General features: G+C 58.6%; 21 protein-coding genes. 15 read left to right on the top strand and 6 right to left on the bottom strand.

All coding sequences use genetic code 11. From position 1 onward, the window contains the following. The 4 genes from CKW38_RS30555 to CKW38_RS29305 form a co-directional block, all read left to right on the top strand. On the top strand, positions 1–623 hold a 623-nt coding region (locus CKW38_RS30555), incomplete at its 5' end, for an RHS repeat-associated core domain-containing protein (RefSeq protein WP_176472389.1). Beyond that, on the top strand, positions 620–937 hold the full coding sequence (locus CKW38_RS29315) for a hypothetical protein (RefSeq protein WP_095114547.1): 318 nt from the start codon (positions 620–622) through the stop codon (positions 935–937). The genes CKW38_RS30555 and CKW38_RS29315, both read left to right, overlap by 4 nt. Before the next feature lie 198 nt (positions 938–1,135). After that, entirely contained in the window at positions 1,136–1,399 is a 264-nt protein-coding gene (locus CKW38_RS29310) for a PAAR domain-containing protein (RefSeq protein ID WP_007918680.1), read from the top strand. A gap of 80 nt (positions 1,400–1,479) precedes the next feature. Next, positions 1,480–1,875 carry a hypothetical protein gene (locus tag CKW38_RS29305; protein ID WP_007918678.1) on the top strand — a complete coding sequence of 132 codons (396 nt, stop codon included), beginning with the start codon at positions 1,480–1,482 and terminating at the stop codon, positions 1,873–1,875. A 110-nt stretch (positions 1,876–1,985) separates the two neighbouring features. On the opposite strand, the gene CKW38_RS29300 is transcribed toward CKW38_RS29305, so the two are convergent. Beyond that, entirely contained in the window at positions 1,986–3,134 is a 1,149-nt protein-coding gene (locus CKW38_RS29300; protein WP_007918676.1) for an aldose epimerase family protein, read from the bottom strand. A 344-nt stretch (positions 3,135–3,478) separates the two neighbouring features. Here CKW38_RS29300 and CKW38_RS29295 point away from each other — a divergent pair, with 344 nt between their 5' ends. The 4 genes from CKW38_RS29295 (at position 3,479) to CKW38_RS29280 (ending at position 7,107) form a co-directional block, all read left to right on the top strand. Next, complete coding sequence (locus CKW38_RS29295) at positions 3,479–4,228, top strand: hypothetical protein (RefSeq protein ID WP_007918675.1); 750 nt, start codon at positions 3,479–3,481, stop codon at positions 4,226–4,228. A 316-nt stretch (positions 4,229–4,544) separates the two neighbouring features. Further along, complete coding sequence (locus CKW38_RS29290) at positions 4,545–5,759, top strand: MFS transporter (protein WP_095114546.1); 1,215 nt, start codon at positions 4,545–4,547, stop codon at positions 5,757–5,759. 228 nt (positions 5,760–5,987) lie between these two features. Further along, positions 5,988–6,773, top strand: coding sequence for a sulfite exporter TauE/SafE family protein (locus CKW38_RS29285; RefSeq protein ID WP_034154648.1), 786 nt, complete (start codon positions 5,988–5,990; stop codon positions 6,771–6,773). Positions 6,774–6,780: 7 nt separating this feature from the next. Then, positions 6,781–7,107 carry a hypothetical protein gene (locus CKW38_RS29280; RefSeq protein WP_095114545.1) on the top strand — a complete coding sequence of 109 codons (327 nt, stop codon included), beginning with the start codon at positions 6,781–6,783 and terminating at the stop codon, positions 7,105–7,107. Positions 7,108–7,143: 36 nt separating this feature from the next. Here the strand turns inward: CKW38_RS29280 and CKW38_RS29275 are convergent, their stop codons facing one another. Beyond that, entirely contained in the window at positions 7,144–7,608 is a 465-nt protein-coding gene (locus tag CKW38_RS29275; protein ID WP_007918671.1) for a GNAT family N-acetyltransferase, read from the bottom strand. Positions 7,609–7,816: 208 nt separating this feature from the next. Here CKW38_RS29275 and CKW38_RS29270 point away from each other — a divergent pair, with 208 nt between their 5' ends. The 3 genes from CKW38_RS29270 to CKW38_RS29260 all read left to right on the top strand — a co-directional run bounded on the left by CKW38_RS29270 (position 7,817) and on the right by CKW38_RS29260 (position 9,412). After that, complete coding sequence (locus tag CKW38_RS29270) at positions 7,817–8,380, top strand: DUF4174 domain-containing protein (RefSeq protein ID WP_095114544.1); 564 nt, start codon at positions 7,817–7,819, stop codon at positions 8,378–8,380. Between the two features lie 458 nt (positions 8,381–8,838). Further along, complete coding sequence (locus CKW38_RS29265) at positions 8,839–9,129, top strand: DUF6124 family protein (RefSeq protein ID WP_371857976.1); 291 nt, start codon at positions 8,839–8,841, stop codon at positions 9,127–9,129. A 16-nt stretch (positions 9,130–9,145) separates the two neighbouring features. Then, positions 9,146–9,412: a hypothetical protein gene (locus CKW38_RS29260; RefSeq protein WP_095114542.1), complete on the top strand. Its 267-nt coding sequence runs from the start codon at positions 9,146–9,148 to the stop codon at positions 9,410–9,412. Between the two features lie 92 nt (positions 9,413–9,504). On the opposite strand, the gene ampC is transcribed toward CKW38_RS29260, so the two are convergent. Beyond that, on the bottom strand, positions 9,505–10,671 hold the full coding sequence (gene ampC / locus CKW38_RS29255) for a class C beta-lactamase (protein WP_095114541.1): 1,167 nt from the start codon (positions 10,669–10,671) through the stop codon (positions 9,505–9,507). 160 nt (positions 10,672–10,831) lie between these two features. Between ampC and CKW38_RS29250 the strand changes: the two genes are divergently transcribed. Beyond that, a complete protein-coding gene (locus CKW38_RS29250) occupies positions 10,832–11,704 on the top strand; it encodes a LysR family transcriptional regulator (protein ID WP_095114540.1) in 873 nt (290 codons plus the stop codon). A gap of 128 nt (positions 11,705–11,832) precedes the next feature. On the opposite strand, the gene gudD is transcribed toward CKW38_RS29250, so the two are convergent. Both gudD and CKW38_RS29240 read right to left on the bottom strand, forming a co-directional pair. Beyond that, positions 11,833–13,176: a glucarate dehydratase gene (gene gudD, locus CKW38_RS29245; RefSeq protein ID WP_007917377.1), complete on the bottom strand. Its 1,344-nt coding sequence runs from the start codon at positions 13,174–13,176 to the stop codon at positions 11,833–11,835. A gap of 36 nt (positions 13,177–13,212) precedes the next feature. Further along, positions 13,213–14,559 carry an MFS transporter gene (locus tag CKW38_RS29240; RefSeq protein WP_007917375.1) on the bottom strand — a complete coding sequence of 449 codons (1,347 nt, stop codon included), beginning with the start codon at positions 14,557–14,559 and terminating at the stop codon, positions 13,213–13,215. Positions 14,560–14,905: 346 nt separating this feature from the next. Here CKW38_RS29240 and CKW38_RS29235 point away from each other — a divergent pair, with 346 nt between their 5' ends. Together CKW38_RS29235 and CKW38_RS29230 are read left to right on the top strand one after the other, a co-directional pair. Next, entirely contained in the window at positions 14,906–15,619 is a 714-nt protein-coding gene (locus CKW38_RS29235; protein ID WP_095114539.1) for a FadR/GntR family transcriptional regulator, read from the top strand. Positions 15,620–15,711: 92 nt separating this feature from the next. Continuing rightward, the gene (locus CKW38_RS29230; RefSeq protein WP_007917371.1) at positions 15,712–15,942 is read left to right on the top strand and encodes a hypothetical protein; all 231 of its coding nucleotides are present in this window, start codon (positions 15,712–15,714) and stop codon (positions 15,940–15,942) included. A gap of 162 nt (positions 15,943–16,104) precedes the next feature. Here the strand turns inward: CKW38_RS29230 and CKW38_RS29225 are convergent, their stop codons facing one another. Further along, a complete protein-coding gene (locus tag CKW38_RS29225; RefSeq protein WP_176472388.1) occupies positions 16,105–16,998 on the bottom strand; it encodes a DMT family transporter in 894 nt (297 codons plus the stop codon). A gap of 101 nt (positions 16,999–17,099) precedes the next feature. On the opposite strand from CKW38_RS29225, the gene CKW38_RS29220 reads away from it, so the two are divergent. Then, entirely contained in the window at positions 17,100–17,966 is an 867-nt protein-coding gene (locus tag CKW38_RS29220) for a LysR family transcriptional regulator (RefSeq protein ID WP_095114537.1), read from the top strand. The last annotated feature ends 381 nt before the right edge of the window (positions 17,967–18,347 follow it).

Genomic DNA, 18,347 nt, shown 5'->3' with positions numbered 1-18,347 from the left:
AGGAATTGACGGACTCGCAAGGCAACCTTGCCTGGACCGCGCAGTACAAGGCGTGGGGGCAGGTGACGGAGCAGCGCTCGGAGTGGGCGCGGCAGCATGGCGTGATGAACCCGATACGGTTCCAGGGGCAGTATCACGATCATGAGACGGGGCTGCATTACAATCGCTACCGATACTACGATTCTGAGGTAGGGCGTTTCATTTCACAGGACCCGATTGGGCTGGCTGGTGGACTGAACCTTTATCATTACGTACCTAACCCGCTGGAGTGGATTGATCCACTTGGCCTTTCCGCCTCTTCTGATCTACCTCGGATGAAAGGTACGAGTATTCCTCGCGCCGGTAGAACGTTGAACAGCGCCGGATTTTCGAAAACCAAAGACAATGGGGTTAACGAAACCTGGAAGCATGCAGACGGTTCAGAGGTCAGGGTTCACAAGTACGGAAACTTGAATGCCTGCCCTCACAAATCTGGCAACAATGCACACATCCATAAACAGGATCCGTCCAATCATCAACTGGATGATGAGGGTAAAGTTTCCACCGATCCTAATAAAACTCACATTGGCATTCGTAATCCTGCCGATTTACCAGCTGTCCGAGGGAGACCACACGGATCATGAGTTATGAATACAAATTGGTGTTTGACGACAGCTCTACAGCCCAGCATGTCATCGACATTGTTAAAGCTAGTAGTGCTTGTGTTCGCTCGGGCGACGGTGATCTTTATTTGAAGGATCACTCGTTGAATAGCAGTGGGGCTTACGATACTCGTCTCATTTATGGGGATGATGAATCCCTGTGGCTCCAAGTGAATTTCCAATCAGCAGAACTGTACGCCCTACTTAAAAAAGCACTCAATGGAAGAAATTTCAGGTGTCTTGAAGATGGGGACGAGGATGAAGAGGTTGGCTTAAATGAGGCCTTCCGCGTGTAGGTTGACTCTCGGTCAAATTGCAGCCGAATAGCCACTTTTTAATCTCTAAAAATTTATGAAATATATCAGGGGCAGGCCACGTTTTTGAAGGTTGATTAAACGCAACCTGCCTCTGATAAAACTCTCTGCCATTGGTGGTCGAAAGACGCGAAATTGATCGAGGCTGCAGTCAACCCTCGTAGTCGAAGGAATGACAACATGAAAGACGCCATTCGCTTGGGCGACTCCACCACTCACGGTGGCAAAGTCCTCGAAGCCTTTTCCCAGACTGACCTCAACGGCAAGCCCATCGCAGGGGTTGGCCACAAAGTCAGTTGTCCTCTGTGCAAAGGCATTTTTCCAATTGCCGAAGGCAGCAGCACTTACACCGTCGATGGAACGCCCATCGCGCTGGACGGCATGAAAACCGCCTGCGGGGCCGCGCTGATTGCCAGTGGCCCGAAAGGAGCGGTGGTCAGTTGAATCCGCGAGGGTGAGCTCTTCGTTCGCCCTCAGGAATACTGCAAGTAAACAACCTGGCTTCATCCATTAAAGGAATAAACATGAAGAACACCGCTTTGATCCTCGCACTGACCGCCGCTCTCGGCACCGTCAATGTTGCTCACGCAGAAGGACCGGACGCCGCTACGTTGAAAGGGATGTACGACACTGGGCGCAACATGTCCGGTCTGATTAACCATTGCGTTGACAAAGGTTTCCTGAAAGCTGAAAGCGCTACGAACGCCAATAAAATGGTGGCGTTTGTTGCTGGTATTCCAGGGCAGATGGACAAGAGCGACGGCGATAAGAACGAGGCCCATGGTCGCAAGGGTGAAGTATTGGACGATGGTCAATACAAAACCCTGGAGGCCAATCTGCCGCCGAGTCTGACGCTGAAGCAGTGGTGCGAGCAGGCGGATCAAGGCATGCGTCAGGGATTGGAGCGTGTGGGTCTGTAATCTCCTTGGTGATTGATCGTTCCCACGCGCAACAATGGAATGCCTCAAGGGACGCTCCGCGTTCCAGTTCGCGAAGGGACGCGGAGCGTGGGAACGATCAGCGTTGGAGGTTATTTCGCGGAGAACTTCAACACCACGCTGTGGCTGTAAGTCTGCCCCGGATCAAGCCGAGTGCTCGGGAAGTCCGGCTGATTCGGTGAATCCGGATAATGCTGAGTCTCCAGGGTAAACGCGCCCCAGTGCGGATACACCTTGCCACCCTTGCCCTTGACCGTACCGTCGAGGAAGTTGCTGGTATAGAACTGCACACCCGGTTCCGTGGTGAACAACTGCAGCACGCGACCGGACTGCGGGTCACTCACCTCAGTCGCTACTTTGCCGATATCGCCCTTGGTATCCAGCGCCCAGTTGAAATCGAACCCACCCTGTTTCGGCTCGGCAAATTTCAGCTGCGGATGATCCGCTTTGATGTGCGTGCCGATTGCGGTCGGTTTGCTGAAGTCCATCGGCGTGCCGGCCACGGGTGCCAGTTCGCCGGTCGGGATCAGCTTGGCGGTGACCGGGGTGTAATGGCTGGCGTGCAGGGTGGCGACCTGTTTGAGGATGTCGCCATTGCCGGCGCCGGCGAGGTTGAAGTAGCTGTGGTTGGTCAGGTTGAGCACGGTCGGTTTGTCGGTGCTGGCCTTGTAGTCGATGCGCAGTTCGTTGTTGTCGGTGAGGCGATAGGTCACTTCGGTGGTGAGGTTGCCGGGGAAGCCCATTTCGCCGTCAGCCGACAGATAGGTCAGGGTCACGCCGACTGAGTCCTTGTCCTTGGTTTCCTGCGCTTTCCAGACTTTCTTGTCGAAGCCCGATGTGCCGCCGTGCAGCGCGTTGGTCTTGTCGTTCTGCGGCACTTGATAGCGCTTGCCGTCGAGTTCGAACGCGCCTTCGGCGAGGCGATTGCCGAAACGGCCGATGGTCGCGCCGAAATAGGCGGTACCTTTCTGGTAGCCCTGCACATCATCGAAGCCGAGTACGACGTCGTCGAACTTGCCGTGCTTGTCCGCCACTTTCAGCGATTGCAGGGTCGCGCCGTAGGTGATGACGGTGGCTTGCATGCCGTGGCTGTTGCGCAGGATGTATTGCTCGACGGGCGTGCCGTCATTGGTTTTGCCGAAAGCTTTGTGTTCGGCGCTGAGGCCGGCTGCGTTGGCGGAGAGGGTGGCGATCATCAGGGACAGTCCGAGGCCGGAGAGCAGGTGACGGGATTGAAGCATGGTTGACCTTCCTTTTTGTTGTTGTTTTCAAAATGGCGCCGATGCCGTGTAGGAGCTGCCGCAGGCTGCGATCTTTTGATTTTGGTTTTCAAAGGCAAGGTCAAAAGATCGCAGCCTGCGGCAGCTCCTACAGCGTAACTAGTCATGCTATTTGTATTTGCAATCAAGATTTATAGTTGATTAATCGTTTATTTCAACAATAAAGACAGACTAATTGGTTGGGCAGGCATTGCCGAAGGTCGGCTGGTCGTGCGCACCACTGCACTTTTTCGCAATCAGCGGCTCTATCCATGGCCAGGATGCGGTGACTCCCGCCGCACAGGAATGTGCCTGTTCGAGATTTCATGCCGAGAGCTTTTGCCCTGATCGCTACTTTTTTCCGCCGCCCGTGCCTGTTGCTGGCGTGTTTGTCGTTGCTGTTTTTCAGCGGTTGCAGTCATCAGGACGGCAACGGCTTCTTCAATCAGATGCGTGAAGGGAAGCCGCAGGAGTTCCTGCAGACCAGCGTCGACCGCATGGCCACGCTGGCGATGCGCGACAACCTCAGCAGCCTCTATCGCTTGCAAGCCAAGCTGTACCTGCGCAACCCGGACGAGCTGCGCAAGTCAGGCTTTCTCAACATCCATGCCGCTGTGAAGCAGGTGCGGATGGCCGTAGAGCAGCAACAGCCGCTGCCGGTGTTGGGTGGTCGCAAGGATCTGGCGGCGCTCAGCTATGCGATGAGCCCGGAGTTTCTCGGTGACCGCGTCGGCGCGTTCATCTATGCCATCGGCAGCATGCTGGTCACCGCCCATGGCAATCGCACCGAGTTCTATATGACGGACGCGATCAACCCGACGTTCGTTCACAACGCCGCACGCAATATCGAAAAAGCCACGTGGATCTTGTCCCAGCGACAGAACAAGGAAGGTCAGCCGCTGCTGTTTTCCAATGAGATCTCGGAGGAGGGCAGTAACCTGAGCTTCGCCACCGAGTTCGGCAAAATCGTTGCGCGGCTGGACCTGATCACGCAGATGCTTGATGAGCGTTACCGGCGGATCGGCCTTAACTACGCGCAGAGTTTGTTGTTCCTGAATTTCTTGCCGGTGCAGTGAGTTCGGTTGGGGCGGTGATCATCAATGCAGCACAAAACCTGTGGGAGCTGGCTTGCCAGCGATGGCGGTGGGTCAGGCAAAACTATGTTGCCTGGCCTGGCCTCATCGCTGGCAAGCCAGCTCCCACAAGTTTTTGTGGTGTGCAGAGATCCAATGTAGGAGCGAGCCTGCTCGCGAAAGCGTTCCTTCAGGCGCTGAAGAGTTGACTGGTCCACCTCATTCGCGAGCAGGCTCGCTCCCACATTGATCGAATAGTGAAGGTTGTTTTTGTATACAATCCGTCACCGCTATTGATCAAAATGGAGCCGCCCCCGTCATGACCGACCCCGCCAGCGCCGATTTCAGCCGCGTCGACCGCACCGCCCGTGCCGACAAACTGCCTTATGCCGCGTTGCTGGCGTTCGCCATGACCGGATTCATCGCCATCCTCACCGAAACCCTGCCCGCTGGCCTGCTGCCGCAAATCGGTGCCGGGCTCAACGTCAGCGAAGTGCTCGCCGGGCAACTGGTGACGCTCTACGCGTTGGGTTCGATTGTCGCGGCGATCCCGCTGACCGTCGCCACACGCGGCTGGCCGCGACGGCGGGTGCTGTTGATAACGGTCGGCGGGTTTCTGATATTCAACACTGTCACCACATTCTCCAGCCATTACGGCCTGACCCTGGCTTCGCGTTTTCTCGCCGGGATGGCGGCGGGGTTGTCGTGGGGGATCATGGCCGGTTATGCGCGTGGCATCGTGCCGGTGCATCAACAGGGACGGGCGCTGGCGATTGCCATGCTCGGCACGCCGGTGGCGTTGTCACTGGGCACGCCGGCAGGGACGTGGCTGGGCAATCTGATCGGCTGGCGCGCGTCGTTCGGGATCATGTCGGCGCTGGCGCTGTTTTTGGCCGCGTGGATTGTTATCGCCGTGCCGGATCGTCCGGGGCAGGCCAGTGACGAGCGTCTGCCGCTGCTCGAATCGCTGCGCCTGCCGGGCGTGCGGCCGGTGCTGTTCGTGGTGCTGACGTGGATGCTCGGACACAACATTCTCTACACCTACATTGCGCCATTTCTGATGCAGGCCGGGCTGGCTGACCGGGTCGATCTGGTGCTGCTGGTGTTTGGCCTGTGTTCGCTGGTGGGGATCTGGATTATTGGCATGCTGGTTGATCGCTGGCTGCGCTGGCTGACGCTGATCAGCCTCGCGGTGTTTGCGCTGACGGCGCTGGTACTGGCATTGACGGCGCCTTCGCCGTTGGTCATTTATGCCTGCATGGCGGTGTGGGGCTTGTCGTTTGGCGGTTCGGCTACCTTGCTGCTGACCTCGGCGGCGGATTCGGCTGGTGATCACGTCGATGTGGTGCAGGCGATGCTCACCACTTCGTGGAACGTGGCGATCGCCGGGGGCGGGTTGTTTGGCGGGTTGTTGCTGGATCGGGCGGGGGCGATGTCGTTTCCGTGGGCGTTGCTGATTCTGTCGCTGATCGCGCTGGCCACGGTGTGGATCAACAAAAACCACAGCTTCAAACCTGGCCGAAGGGTGCACTGAATCTGCATCCACCACCTAACCCTGTAGGAGTGAGCCTGCTCGCGATAGCGGAGGGGCAGTCACTGAATCCGTCACAGATAGACCGCTATCGCGAGCAGGCTCACTCCTACAGTAAAGCGATGGTGAATTCGATATGGCATAACGATAGACCGCATCGATATATGTGGTTATAAGAAAAATCGCTATGCTGCGGGCCAGATTTTTCCTGTCGTTTTTCTGGACGGTTTAATGGAATTGGCAAATTTCGGCCTGGTGATTGCCGGGCTGGTAGTGGGGTTTATCGTCGGCATGACCGGTGTCGGCGGTGGTTCGTTGATGACGCCGATCCTGCTGTGGTTCGGCATCAACCCGGCAACGGCGGTGGGCACTGACCTGCTGTACGCCGCCATTACCAAATCCAGTGGCGTCCTCGTTCACCGCAAGAACAAGAACATCGACTGGGCCATCACCGGTTGGCTGACCCTCGGCAGCGTGCCTGCGGTGGCCATGACTCTGTGGTTCCTCAGCACCCTGCACACCGCGCCGGACGCGATGAACGCCATCATCAAACAGGCGCTGGGTTTCGTCCTGTTCGCCACGGCGCTGGCGATCTTCTTCAAGAAACGCTTGCTCGACTTCGCCCACAAACGCGCTGGCGGCAACTACAACCCGAGCGGTTCGCGGTTGAACGTGATGACCGTGATCACTGGTCTGATCCTCGGCACCATGGTTGCCCTGACCTCGATCGGTGCGGGCGCCCTCGGCACCGTTGCGCTGTTTATCCTCTATCCGCTGCTGCCGACCCGCCGTCTGGTCGGCACTGAAATCGCTCACGCCGTGCCGCTGACCCTCGTTGCAGGCCTTGGCCACGCGAGCATGGGCAATATGGATTGGGGTGTGCTGGGCTTCTTGCTGGTCGGCTCGCTGCCAGGCATCTGGCTCGGCAGCCACCTGACCGGACGCATTTCCGATGAAGTGCTGCGCCCGTGCCTGGCGACGATGCTGGTGCTGATCGGTTACAAACTGGCGTTCTGATCCGGCCATGAGTGAAACCACTGTCCACTGCGAAGGCCGTCTCGCGATCACCGTCTCACCGCGTGAGATGCGCATGAGCCATTGGCTGTACGCGCCGCGGGTGGTCGATTTGCAGCACCAGCGAGTGCTGCTGGATCTGAGCGAGAGCCTGTGGGATTTGCTCGGTACCGCTGACGAGACGGGCAATGGCATCGAGTTGGTGTTGCGCAAATACCCGGGCGATCGGTCGTCGGTGAGGTTGAGTGTTGAACTCGACAGCGGTGAGCTCAAGCTCGGTGGACAACCTGTCGATCCTTCAGAATTGCTCTCCGTGCTCGATTCAGCGCTGGAGTGAGGCGGCACAGCTTGCGGCGCGCCGCCTCACCACGGGTTAACGCTCAATGACGTATTTCATCACCGTCACCGGCAAATCGTCGTAGACCAGCTCTTCAACCACTTCCCAACCCAGTCGCGCATACAGCGACTGCGACGTGTCGGTATACAGATACAACTCGGGCACGCCCAGCGCCGCCGCTTCTGCAACCACTCGATTGACCAGTTGCGAAGCAATCCCGCGACCGCGCTCCTCAGCCTTCACATAAACGCCTGCCAGCCACGGCGTCAGGTTCGGGCGCAGCTTCAGATCACTTTCGATCAGCAGCGCACCGCCCAGCAGTCGCGAACCCTCTAGCGCTACCACGACACTCGGCACGGCACGTTTGCCGCAGGACTCGCGCATGTGTTCGATACGGTCCTCGACGGTTTGTCCGGGACGAAACTCGCCCCACTCCTCGAAGTTGAGCGTGGCCAGTTCTTCGATCAATTCGGGGTGATCGCACAGGTAATCGATGTGCATGCGGGTGAACTCCATTTCATGGGCAGAACTGCCACCCTAATGCGGTCATAAAAGGTAATCAAATCCGCGTTGCGATCACCTCGGATATGTTGCGCAATGTCGCGCCTGTCCTAAGCTTCTGACTAGGCGGAAGATATTTGCCGGGTTGTCCCGGAACAATCGCCACGATGCGCAATCATTAGAGCGTGGATATCAAAAGGAGATGCGCATGCTCATCAGGTCATTGACCCTGACACTCTTGCTGGCGATTGCCGGCCCCTTGTTCGCCGCTGACAACGATTCGCCCATCGCCGGGGACATGGGCCGCGCCCGACCGCTGATCGTGATCGCACAAAGCACTGTCGACCCCGTGTGGGTAGCCCTGAAAAAGTCGCTGGAGGATCCCGCCAACAAAAAGGGCGTCACCGACCGCAACATCAAGGTCTACACCATCCTCAACATGTCCGGTCAACTCGACGGCAAGGACATGGGCCAGCAAGACACCATGGCGCTGCTGCGCTCGCTGAAACTGGGCGCTGGGGCCTATCCGAAAGTGTTCCTGGTGGGCAAGGACGGCGAGACCAAGCTCTCGGCCTCCGGGGATGAAGCGAAAGCGGTGGATCTGAAGAAAATCTTCGACACCATCGATGCCATGCCAATGGCCGAGAAGGAAGCGGCCGCTGCGGCTCAGGCGCCGGTAGCTGCTACGCCGGAACCAGCCAAAGGCGCGAAGAACGCCAAACCGACCAAGCCTGCGAAACCAGCCAAGCCGCCGGAAATGCCGGATGATTGATCGGTTGTTGTAGAGACGATTTCACGTCAAAGGGGCGAGAGGATTCAATCTTCTCGCCCCTTTTCTGTTTCTGCATGCTGCGACGCAAAGCCCTTCAACCTCGTCGGATTTTTCCTGCAAGTCGCGGCGGCGGTGGTGAACTGGTGGGCTTGGGTGATGAGGGATAGTCTTCTTTGGCCGCTGCAAAACACAGTGGTCGGGTGTGGAAGTCCGGTGTTGGTCGTGAGCGCATGTGCGCCTGTGAACACATGTTGGCGGTTTTTATGCCAACATTGTTTGCTTATGGCAGCTATGCGCAGGAGCACTCTCGAGTGCACCGGGTCTCTCGACCTCCCCGGACTTCCACCCCTGCGCAAAGCTGCCACCCTCTCGTGGAAGTGAGTTTGGCAGTTTTTTCTTCCATGTTTAGAGGTCATTTACTTATGAAAAAACCAACGCCAAACCCTCCCGAATCCCCCATGGATTCAGGATCCTTCGACGCCAACAACCCCCGCTTGCGCAACCCGCATCACCCCGATCCCATCAGCCATCTCTTCACCATCCTCCCCGATATCGATACCCCGACGCTGCTCTGCCACGCTTGCGAAACCCTCGCCTCACTGAACGTCCTGACCACTGACCTCGCCGATGAACTGCAAGGCTCGCCGCGCAGTCTCGCCTTGTCGATTCAGCAGTTGGCTGTGCTCGGTGAGTTGCTGGTCAACCGTGCGCTGGACAATCTCGATCCACCTGCGGCGACGCAACATTGAACAGGGAGGTTCAAACATGGCTCGATACATACCCATAACCGGCATCGACTGCACCATTCCCTGCCTGCTGATCGACCGCGAAGCACCGGTGGATGTGCTGCATGGCACGGCGGCTTACCGTTTGCGTTGTGTCACGCAACTTATGGAGACACTGGCGCTGGGGGATGGCAAGGGCCAAGACGCTTTGCTGCTGCAGGATTTCGCCCGGGTGATGGCGATTCCGTTGCGGGACAGTTGCGACTTGATGGATGTCATCGGCTGGAAGTTGCAGGCGCAGCTTTAAAGACAAAAGATCGCAGCCTGCGGCAGCTCCTACATTGACCGAGTGAAAACCCGATCCTGTAGGAGCTGCCGCAGGCTGCGATCTTTTGATTTTCAGTCAGTGACAGCGCTGAGGATTTTGTGGGCGATCTTCACCCGCTCAGGAATCGGGAAGTTCTTGTTGGCCATGATCACGATGCCAACGTCTTTGCTCGGCACAAACGCCACGTAAGTCCCGAAGCCACCTGTCGAGCCGGTCTTGTTGATCAGCACGTCATGCAGCTGCGGTTGCGGAGGGTTCAGCCACTGCACCTTGTGCGCCTGCATGGCCATTTCCGTCGAGTTGCCCGCCAGCAAGCGCTCGAGGCTGATCGGGTAGCGGTACATTTCCCAACCCAGGCCTTGGGTCATGTCGCCGACGGTGTAGTAACCGGTGTGGGTGTTGGCGATGGTTTTTTGCAGGGAGGCTTCCAGCGTTTCAGGCTTCAGGTTGGCTTGCACGTAACGCAGCATGTCCACCGCGCTGGTTTTCACACCGTAGGCCTGCGCGTCCAGTGCACCAGGCGTGACACGCACCGGTTTGCCGTTCTTGTCATAGCCCTGTGCATAAAGATCCATTTGCCCGGCAGGCACGCTGAGGTAGGTGTGCTGCAAACCGAGTTTCGGCAGCAGGGTTTGCGTCATTGCCTGATCAAACGGCTGGCCGAGGCTTTTCGCCGCCAGATAACCGAACAAACCCAAACTCGGGTTGGAATACTGGCGATGGCTGCCTGCCGGATACACCGGTTTCCACTGCTGGAAATAGCCGAGCATCTTGTCAGACGAATCCGCGTTGTCCGGGAATTGCAGCGGCAAACCACCGGCGCTGTAGGTGCCCAGTTGCAGCACGCTGATAGTGTCGAAGGCGCTGCCTTTCAATTCGGGCCAGAGCTGACTGGCCTTGGTCGACAGGTCGAGTTTGCCAGTCGCTTGGGCGTAACCGGCGAGCGTCGCGGTGAAGGTTTTGCTCACCGAGCCGATTTCGAACAGGGTGTTTTCGCTGACTTTTTGCCCGGTATCTTTGCTGGCGACGCCGTAGTTAAAGTAATGCGCCTTGCCGTTGATGGTCAGCGCTACGGTGAGGCCGGGAATGTTCTGCTGCTGCATCACGGGCGTTACCGCGTCGTTGACCAATGCTTGCAGCTGCGCAGCATCGGGCGCAGCGGCGAAACAGGATGTGGCGCCGAAAAACAGGCCGAAAGCGGCGCAAGGAATGACTTTGCTCGATTGAATGGATGACATGGGTGAACCACTCTCCATGAGTGTTGATGACGTTATCCCGCTACACTGCGGGCGATTTCTTCGTTGGGCGACCGATCAGCGCCGCCAATTTAGTTAGCGCGACGCCAATCGACAAACGATGAAAACTCGCACGAGCCATTAGAAAAATTTGGGACTGGGCATGATTCGACCGCAATTGCCGCTCAACGCACTGCGCGCCTTTGAAGCCTCCGCACGTCATTTGAGTTTCACCCGCGCGGCCGTGGAGCTGTGCGTCACCCAGGCTGCCGTCAGCCATCAGGTCAAAAGCCTTGAGGCGCAACTCAACGTCACGCTGTTCAAACGCCTGCCCCGTGGGCTGATGCTGACCAGTGAGGGCGAAACTTTGTTGCCGGTGCTGAGCACTTCGTTCGATCACATCGCGCAGATTCTCGAACGCCTGGCCGGTGGACAATATCGCGAAGTGCTGACCGTCGGCGCGGTCGGCACCTTCGCTGTCGGTTGGCTGTTGCCGAGGCTGGCGGACTTCCGGGCGAAACATCCGCTCATAGATTTGCGGCTGTCGACCAACAACAACCGCGTCGATGTCGCAGCAGAAGGGCTGGATTACGCGATCCGCTTTGGCGCCGGGGCGTGGCATGGCATCGAAGCGACGCGTTTGCTTGAGGCGCCGCTGTCGGTGTTGTGCGTGCCGGAGATCGCCCGGCAATTGCATTCGCCGGGGGATTTGTTGCAGCAAACACTGCTGCGTTCCTATCGCACCGATGAATGGCCGGAATGGTTTCAGGCTGCCGGGTTGGCGACGCAGGCAGCACCGCCGCAGAGCATCGTGTTTGATTCATCGCTGGCGATGATGGAGGTTGCGTTGCAGGGCTGCGGGGTGGCATTGGCGCCGCCGCTGATGTTCGCCCGGCAACTGGCGGCGGAGGCGATTTGTCAGCCGTTTGCGATTGAGATTACGACGGGGAGTTACTGGTTGACGCGGTTGCAGTCGCGGCCGGAAACGGCGGCGATGATGGCTTTCAAAACCTGGCTGCTGCAAATCTCTGGTTAACGCAAAACCCTTGTAGGAGTGAGCCTGCTCGCGATAGCGGTGTGTCAGTTGATATCAATTTTGACTGACACACCGCTATCGCGAGCAGGCTCACTCCTACAGGGACCGTGGTGGATTGGAGATCAGGTTCAGCGCACCAGACACGGCCGCTTGTTATCGAACTTCCACCCCGGAATCAAAAACTGCATCGCCACGCTGTCATCCCGCGCGCCGAGGCCCATGCCTTTATAGAGTTCATGAGCCTTGGCCACCTGGTCCATGTCCAGTTCGACACCCAGCCCCGGTTTCTTCGGCACTTGCACCAGACCGTCGACGATTTGCAGCGGCGCCTTGGTCAGGCGCTGGCCGTCCTGCCAGATCCAGTGGGTGTCGATCGCGGTGATCTCGCCCGGCGCAGCAGCGGCGACATGGGTGAACATCGCCAGCGAAATGTCGAAGTGGTTGTTGGAATGCGAACCCCAGGTCAGGCCCCATTCATGGCACATCTGCGCCACGCGCACCGAACCCTGCATGGTCCAGAAGTGCGGGTCGGCCAGCGGGATGTCCACCGACTGCAACTGGATCGCATGACCCATCTCGCGCCAGTCAGTGGCGATCATGTTAGTGGCGGTTTTCAGCCCTGTAGCGCGGCGAAATTCGGCCATCACTTCACGGCCCGAATAACCGTTTTCCGCACCGCACGGGTCTTCGGCGTAGGCGAGCACATGATGCTGATCGCGGCACAAACGAATAGCTTCTTTGAGTGACCACGCACCGTTCGGATCAAGGGTGATGCGCGCCTCGGGAAAACGTTCGGCCAGCGCTGTCACCGCTTCGATTTCGGCATCGCCGCTGAGCACGCCGCCCTTGAGTTTGAAGTCCTTGAAACCGTACTTGGCATGGGCCGCTTCGGCGAGGCGCACCACGGCCTCGGCAGTCATGGCCTTCTCGTGACGCACGCGGAACCAGTCGTTGTCGGCGTCCGGTTCGCTGCGATAGGCGAGATCGGTTTCGCGCTGATCACCAACGTAGAACAGATAACCGAGCATCTTCACTTCATCGCGTTGCTGACCTTCGCCGAGCAATGCCGCCACCGGTACGTCGAGATGCTGACCGAGCAAATCGAGCAGCGCGGCTTCGAGACCGGTGACCGCGTGGATGGTGATGCGCAGGTCAAAAGTCTGCAGACCACGACCGCCGGCATCGCGGTCGGCGAAAGTCTGGCGCACTTGATTGAGGATCTTCTGCCAGGTGCCAATCGGGCTGCCGACCACCAGGCTGCGCGCGTCCTCCAGGGTCTGGCGAATACGCTCGCCACCGGGCACTTCACCGACGCCGGTGTGGCCGGCGTTGTCCTTGAGGATGACGATGTTGCGGGTGAAAAACGGCCCGTGGGCGCCACTCAGATTGAGCAGCATGCCGTCATGGCCGGCCACCGGGATGACTTGCATGTCGGTGATGATCGGGGCTTTGGCGGTGTCGTGTGCGGTCATGTTCTTATCCTTAATACGCAATCTTAAAAATGGACGTCAGGCGTGTTTCGGCGCGGTCTCGACCACGGCGATGTCGGCAGCAGGTTTCGGTGTGGTGCGTGCGAAGAAGACAATGATCGCGGCAATGATCGAGGTCGCGGCCAGACCATAGAGGCCGCCCTGAATCGAACCGGTGTGTTCTTCGAGCAGGCCGAACGTGGTCGGCGCGACGAAGCCGCCAAGGTTGCCCACCGAGTTGATCAACGCGATCACCGCCGCGGCGATGCGTGCATCCAGATAGGCCTGCGGAATCGGCCAGAACAGCGACGACGCGGATTTGAAGCCCAGTGCGGCAAAGCAGATCGCAACGAAGGCGAAGATCGGCCCGCCGGTGGTGGACATGAACATCCCCGCTGCGGCGATCAACAGGGCGGTGGCGACCCACGCCTGCTGGTGTTTCCACTTGGCCGAGAACGAAGCGAAGGCGTACATGCCGATGATCGACAACAACCACGGAATCGAGTTGAACAGGCCGACCTGGAAGTCGCTCATCTCGCCCATTTTCTTGATGATGCTCGGCAGCCAGAAGGTTGCCGCGTAGATGGTCAACTGAATGAAGAAGTAGATCAGGCAGAACAGGATGATCTGGCGATCCTTGAGCAGTTTGCCCATCGATGGCCGGATCGGCGTCGCGGCTTCGCGGGCTTTTTGTTCAGCGTCGATGGCGTTGACCAATGCGTCCTGTTCGGCGCGGCTCAGCCATTTCGCATCGTGAGGTTTGGCGTCGAGCCAGAACCAGACGAAGACGCACAGGCACACCGAGAACATCCCTTCAATGAAGTACATCCATTGCCAGCCGTGCATGCCCAGCCCGTTGATCTGCAGGAGCAGGCCGGACAACGGGCCGGAGATCAACGAGGCCACGGCGGAGCCGCTGAGGAAAATCGCAATCGCCTTGCCGCGTTCGGCGCCGGGCAGCCAACGGGTGAAGTAGTAGATCACCCCGGGAAAGAACCCGGCCTCGGCCACGCCGAGCAAAAAGCGCAATACGTAGAAGTGGGTTTCGTTCTGGATGAACGCCATGCCGGCGGCAACCAGGCCCCAGGTGAACATGATGCGGGTCAGCCAGATGCGTGCGCCGACTTTCTGCAAAAGCATGTTGGAGGGGACTTCAAACAGCGCGTAACCGATGAAGAACAACCCGGCGCCGAAGCCGTAAGCGGCGGCACCAATACCGAGGTCGTGTTCCATGTGGGTGCGGACGAAACCGATGTTCACCCGGTCAATGTAATTGACGATGAACATGATCACGAAGAGCGGCAGGACGTGGCGTTTCACTTTCGAGATGGCCGACGCGAGTGTCGAATCGACGCCCTCGTTCATCCCGGAGACGGAGGTTTTCACTTGGTTTTCTCCCACTGATTATTTTTATGCGGGGTAGGGCAGGTGCTGCGTTGTTGCTAGACATCATACAACTGAGAATTTTTGTCCTACAAGTGGGGAAGGCCGATTAATTTTCTCTGGAAAGCCGGTTTTTTATGCTTTTTTACACGGATGCTCAATGATTGCTGGGTGTTATGGCTTTTGAGAAGTGAAGGCTTCCTACGGTTGTGCGGCTCTGTTCGTCTGGGAAGTATCAAATCATTTCGATTAATTTGAGTGTTGTCATACAAGTTGGTCCGCTAAAATCAATCTTGTAAGCCCCGCGCGCGATGCTACGATCGGCAAGCCCCGATCACCGGAACCAACCATGCAAGAAGACTTCGACGCTCCCGCTCGCAAACGTGCGCACAACCTCGCCCATGATCTGGTGGAGAAACTCACCCAGAGCATCCTGCTCGGCCAGTTGTCACCCGGCGACAAGCTGCCCTCGGAGAACGCCATCGTTCAGGAACATGGCGTCAGCCGCACGGTGGTGCGCGAGGCGATTTCCAAATTGCAGGCTTCGGGACTGGTCGAGACGCGCCACGGCATCGGCACGTTTGTCATCGAGCGCGCGGCGGAGCAGGGCTTGCGCCTTAACGTCGACACGGCGCTCGGCGTGCGCAGCATTCTTGAATTGCGTCTGGGCCTGGAAACACAAGCGGCGGCGCTCGCGGCGCAGCGGCGCACGGAGCCGCAATTGCTGCAAATGCGTCAGGCGCTGGATGACTATCAACGGCTGCTCGACAACAACGACAGCTGTGTCGAGGCCGATCGGCGCTTTCATCTGCTGATCGCGGAGGCCACCGGCAACGTCTGCTTCAGCGAGATCATGCAACACCTGGGCAGTGCGATGATTCCGCGTAACCGGCTCAATGCTGCTGAACGTGGCGCGGCGGATTTGAGCAAACTCGGGCAACTGGCCCATCTGGAGCATGAGGCGATTCTGAATGCGATCAAACGTCAGGATGCGGATGCCGCGCGGGCAGCCATGTGGTTGCACCTGACCAACAGCCGCGACCGTTTTTCCGCGCAAGGTTGAACGCCGTCGGTCTGTTCGATAGCACGCCGCCCACGGGCCTGATTCCAAGTTGTACGGCCCGGGTATTCCGGACCTCCTTGGTGAGGTGTGTCATGGCTAATGATTTGCTGTTTCAGGGTGGTGTGCTGCCAACCGATCCAACCCGGCCGGTGCCGGGTACCGATGAACCGACCCTGGCCGATCACGATTCACCGATGGGCATGCCCCCAGGGCGTGATCCGTTGAGCGATGCTGATCGGCCCGAAGACTGGAAGGATCCGGCGGCGGATGACGATGTACCGCCGGCGGATGAGCCGACGCCGTTGTCGGATGATCGGCGCTGATCGGCGATTGCCTTGATTAATGTGTTGTCTGGGCTGGCCTCATCGCTGGCAAGCCAGCTCCCACAGGTTATGCGGATGTACCTGAAAACTATGTTCACCATAGAACCCTGTGCGAGCTGGCTTGCCAGCGATGTCGGCATTTGCCTCAACAACAATCATTGATCAGATCGCTGCCCGAACACCCCCAACCCGCCGCTCCAGATTCAACGCCAACACACTGATCAACACCACCACCGACCCCACCAGCACCAGCAACGTCGGCCGCTCCGCCAACCCGACCGACGCAATCCCCATCGCCGTTGGCGGAATCAGATACAACGTCATCGTCGCCCGGCTCAAATCCACATGCTGGAGCACAAACCCCCACGCCAGATAGGCCAGCGCACTGGGAAACACGCCCAATGCCAACACCGCCCACTGCACCCGCAGCGGCGCATTCAGCAAGGCTTGACCCAGCCCGGGCAGATAAATCAGCAGCATCAACGTCCCCGACCACACCGCGTAACACGCCAGACTGAAGCCGTCGTAACGCCGCGCATGATGCTTTTGCAGGGCGAAGTAAACGCTCCATGAAACGGCCGCCAGCAGGATCAGCAGGGCATGCGCATCGATATCGCCCAGACCCTTATCGCCGCTGACCACAATCACCACACCGACAAAGCCGAGCAACACACAACCCCAGCGCCAGGCGCTGACCTGATCTTTGAACACGAATCGCGCCAGCAACGTGCTGAACAACGGGCTCGATTGCGCCAACACGCTGGAAGCGCCGGCACTGACACTTTGCTGGCCGATGTTCAGTGCGACGTGATGCAGGCTGACGGCGAAAAAACCCAGGGCGAACAACAGCGGCACATCGCGCCAGTGCGGCAGGCGCATGCCTTTGAAAACGGCGATCAACGCCATGAACAACGACGCCAACAGAAAGCGCAGCAATGCCAGATGCCCGGGGTCGTAGGCTTGCAGACCGATGTGAATGCCGGTCGGCGAATACGCCCAGCAGCCAACGACAAAGGCCATCGCCAAGAGGATTTTCCACGGGGAAGGGTGCGGCATGATCGGGCGCTCGGTGGTGTCGATGCGCCGAGTATCCGGGCCGCCAATCATTCGCCACAACTGACTTATACTGCGTCAAATGTTCACTCAGAGTGATGAATATGGAGCTGGCGCAAATCCGTATGTTCAAGACCGTGGCCGAGGTCGGCAGCATCGCGCGGGCGGCGGAAAAGCTGTTTTGCGTGCCCTCGAACATCACCGCGCGGATCAAGGCACTCGAGGCCGAGTTGGGCGTTGCGTTGTTTCTGCGTGAGGGGCGCGGGTTGCGCATCAGCCCGGCGGGGCAGACGTTTCTCGCCTATGCGGAAAAGATTCTGGCGCTGACCGCTGAAGCCAAACGTGCAGTGGACCCCTCGGCCGAGCCGTCCGGGCCGTTGCGCATCGGTGCGATCGAGTCCTCGGCGACCGGGCGCTTGCCGCGCTTGTTGGCGAAGTTTCACCAGCGCTATCCGCAGGTGGCGCTGGAACTCACCACGGGCACTTGGGGGCAGTTGCTCGATGACACCGTCAGCCATCGTCTCGACGGGGCGATTGTCGCGGTGGATGTCGAACGTTCACAGCTCAGGCGCACGCCGATGTATCGCGAAGAATTGCTGTTGATCGCGTCGACCTCGTTCGGGCCAGTGCGCGGCATCGAAGACCTGCAGGACAAAACCGTGTTCATGTGGCCGCAGGGTTGTCCGTATCGGGCGGCGCTGGAGCATTGGTTGTTGCGTCAGGGGCTGTCGCTGCTGATCGTCAGTCTCGCCAGTTATGGCGCGATTGTCGGTTGTGTAAGTGCCGGGGCGGGGGTGGCGCTGGTGCCCAAGGGCGTGTTTGAGCAGTACGCGAAAGGGGCTGGGTGTGTGGGGTATGAGTTTGCTGAGCTGACGGCCGTCGACAACCTGTTTTACTGGCATGAAAACGCCGGGGTGCATCCGGCGCGGGAGGCGTTTGTGGCGATGTTGCGGGAGGAGTTTAGTGTGTAGGAAGCGCCGACCCTCACCCCAGCCCTCTCCCAAAGGGAGAGGGGGCCGACCGAGTTGTCATGCGCTATACGCCGACCTGAAACACCGTGTTGAATATAGATTCAACCGAGTCCAGTGTGCTTGATCAGAAAAGTCGATTATGGATTCGGCGCAGCACGTTCAGGTCGATGAACCTCTCCAACATCCCCCAATCAGTCCCCTCTCCCTCTGGGAGAGGGCTAGGGTGAGGGGCCTTTTCAGGCAACACCGATATCTGCAGTGGTCAACTAATTCCGGACACCTCGATAGGTGGTTTTGACGCCATCGCCCGCTCGTAAACGGTCGGTGGCAGATATCCCAGTTTCGAGTGCAGCCGTTCGTTGTTGTAAAACCCAACGATGT

Source organism: Pseudomonas sp. Irchel 3H7, assembly GCF_900187605.1.
In the GTDB taxonomy this organism is placed as follows: Bacteria; Pseudomonadota; Gammaproteobacteria; order Pseudomonadales; family Pseudomonadaceae; genus Aquipseudomonas.
This window is presented reverse-complemented; position numbering and strand designations above follow the sequence as displayed.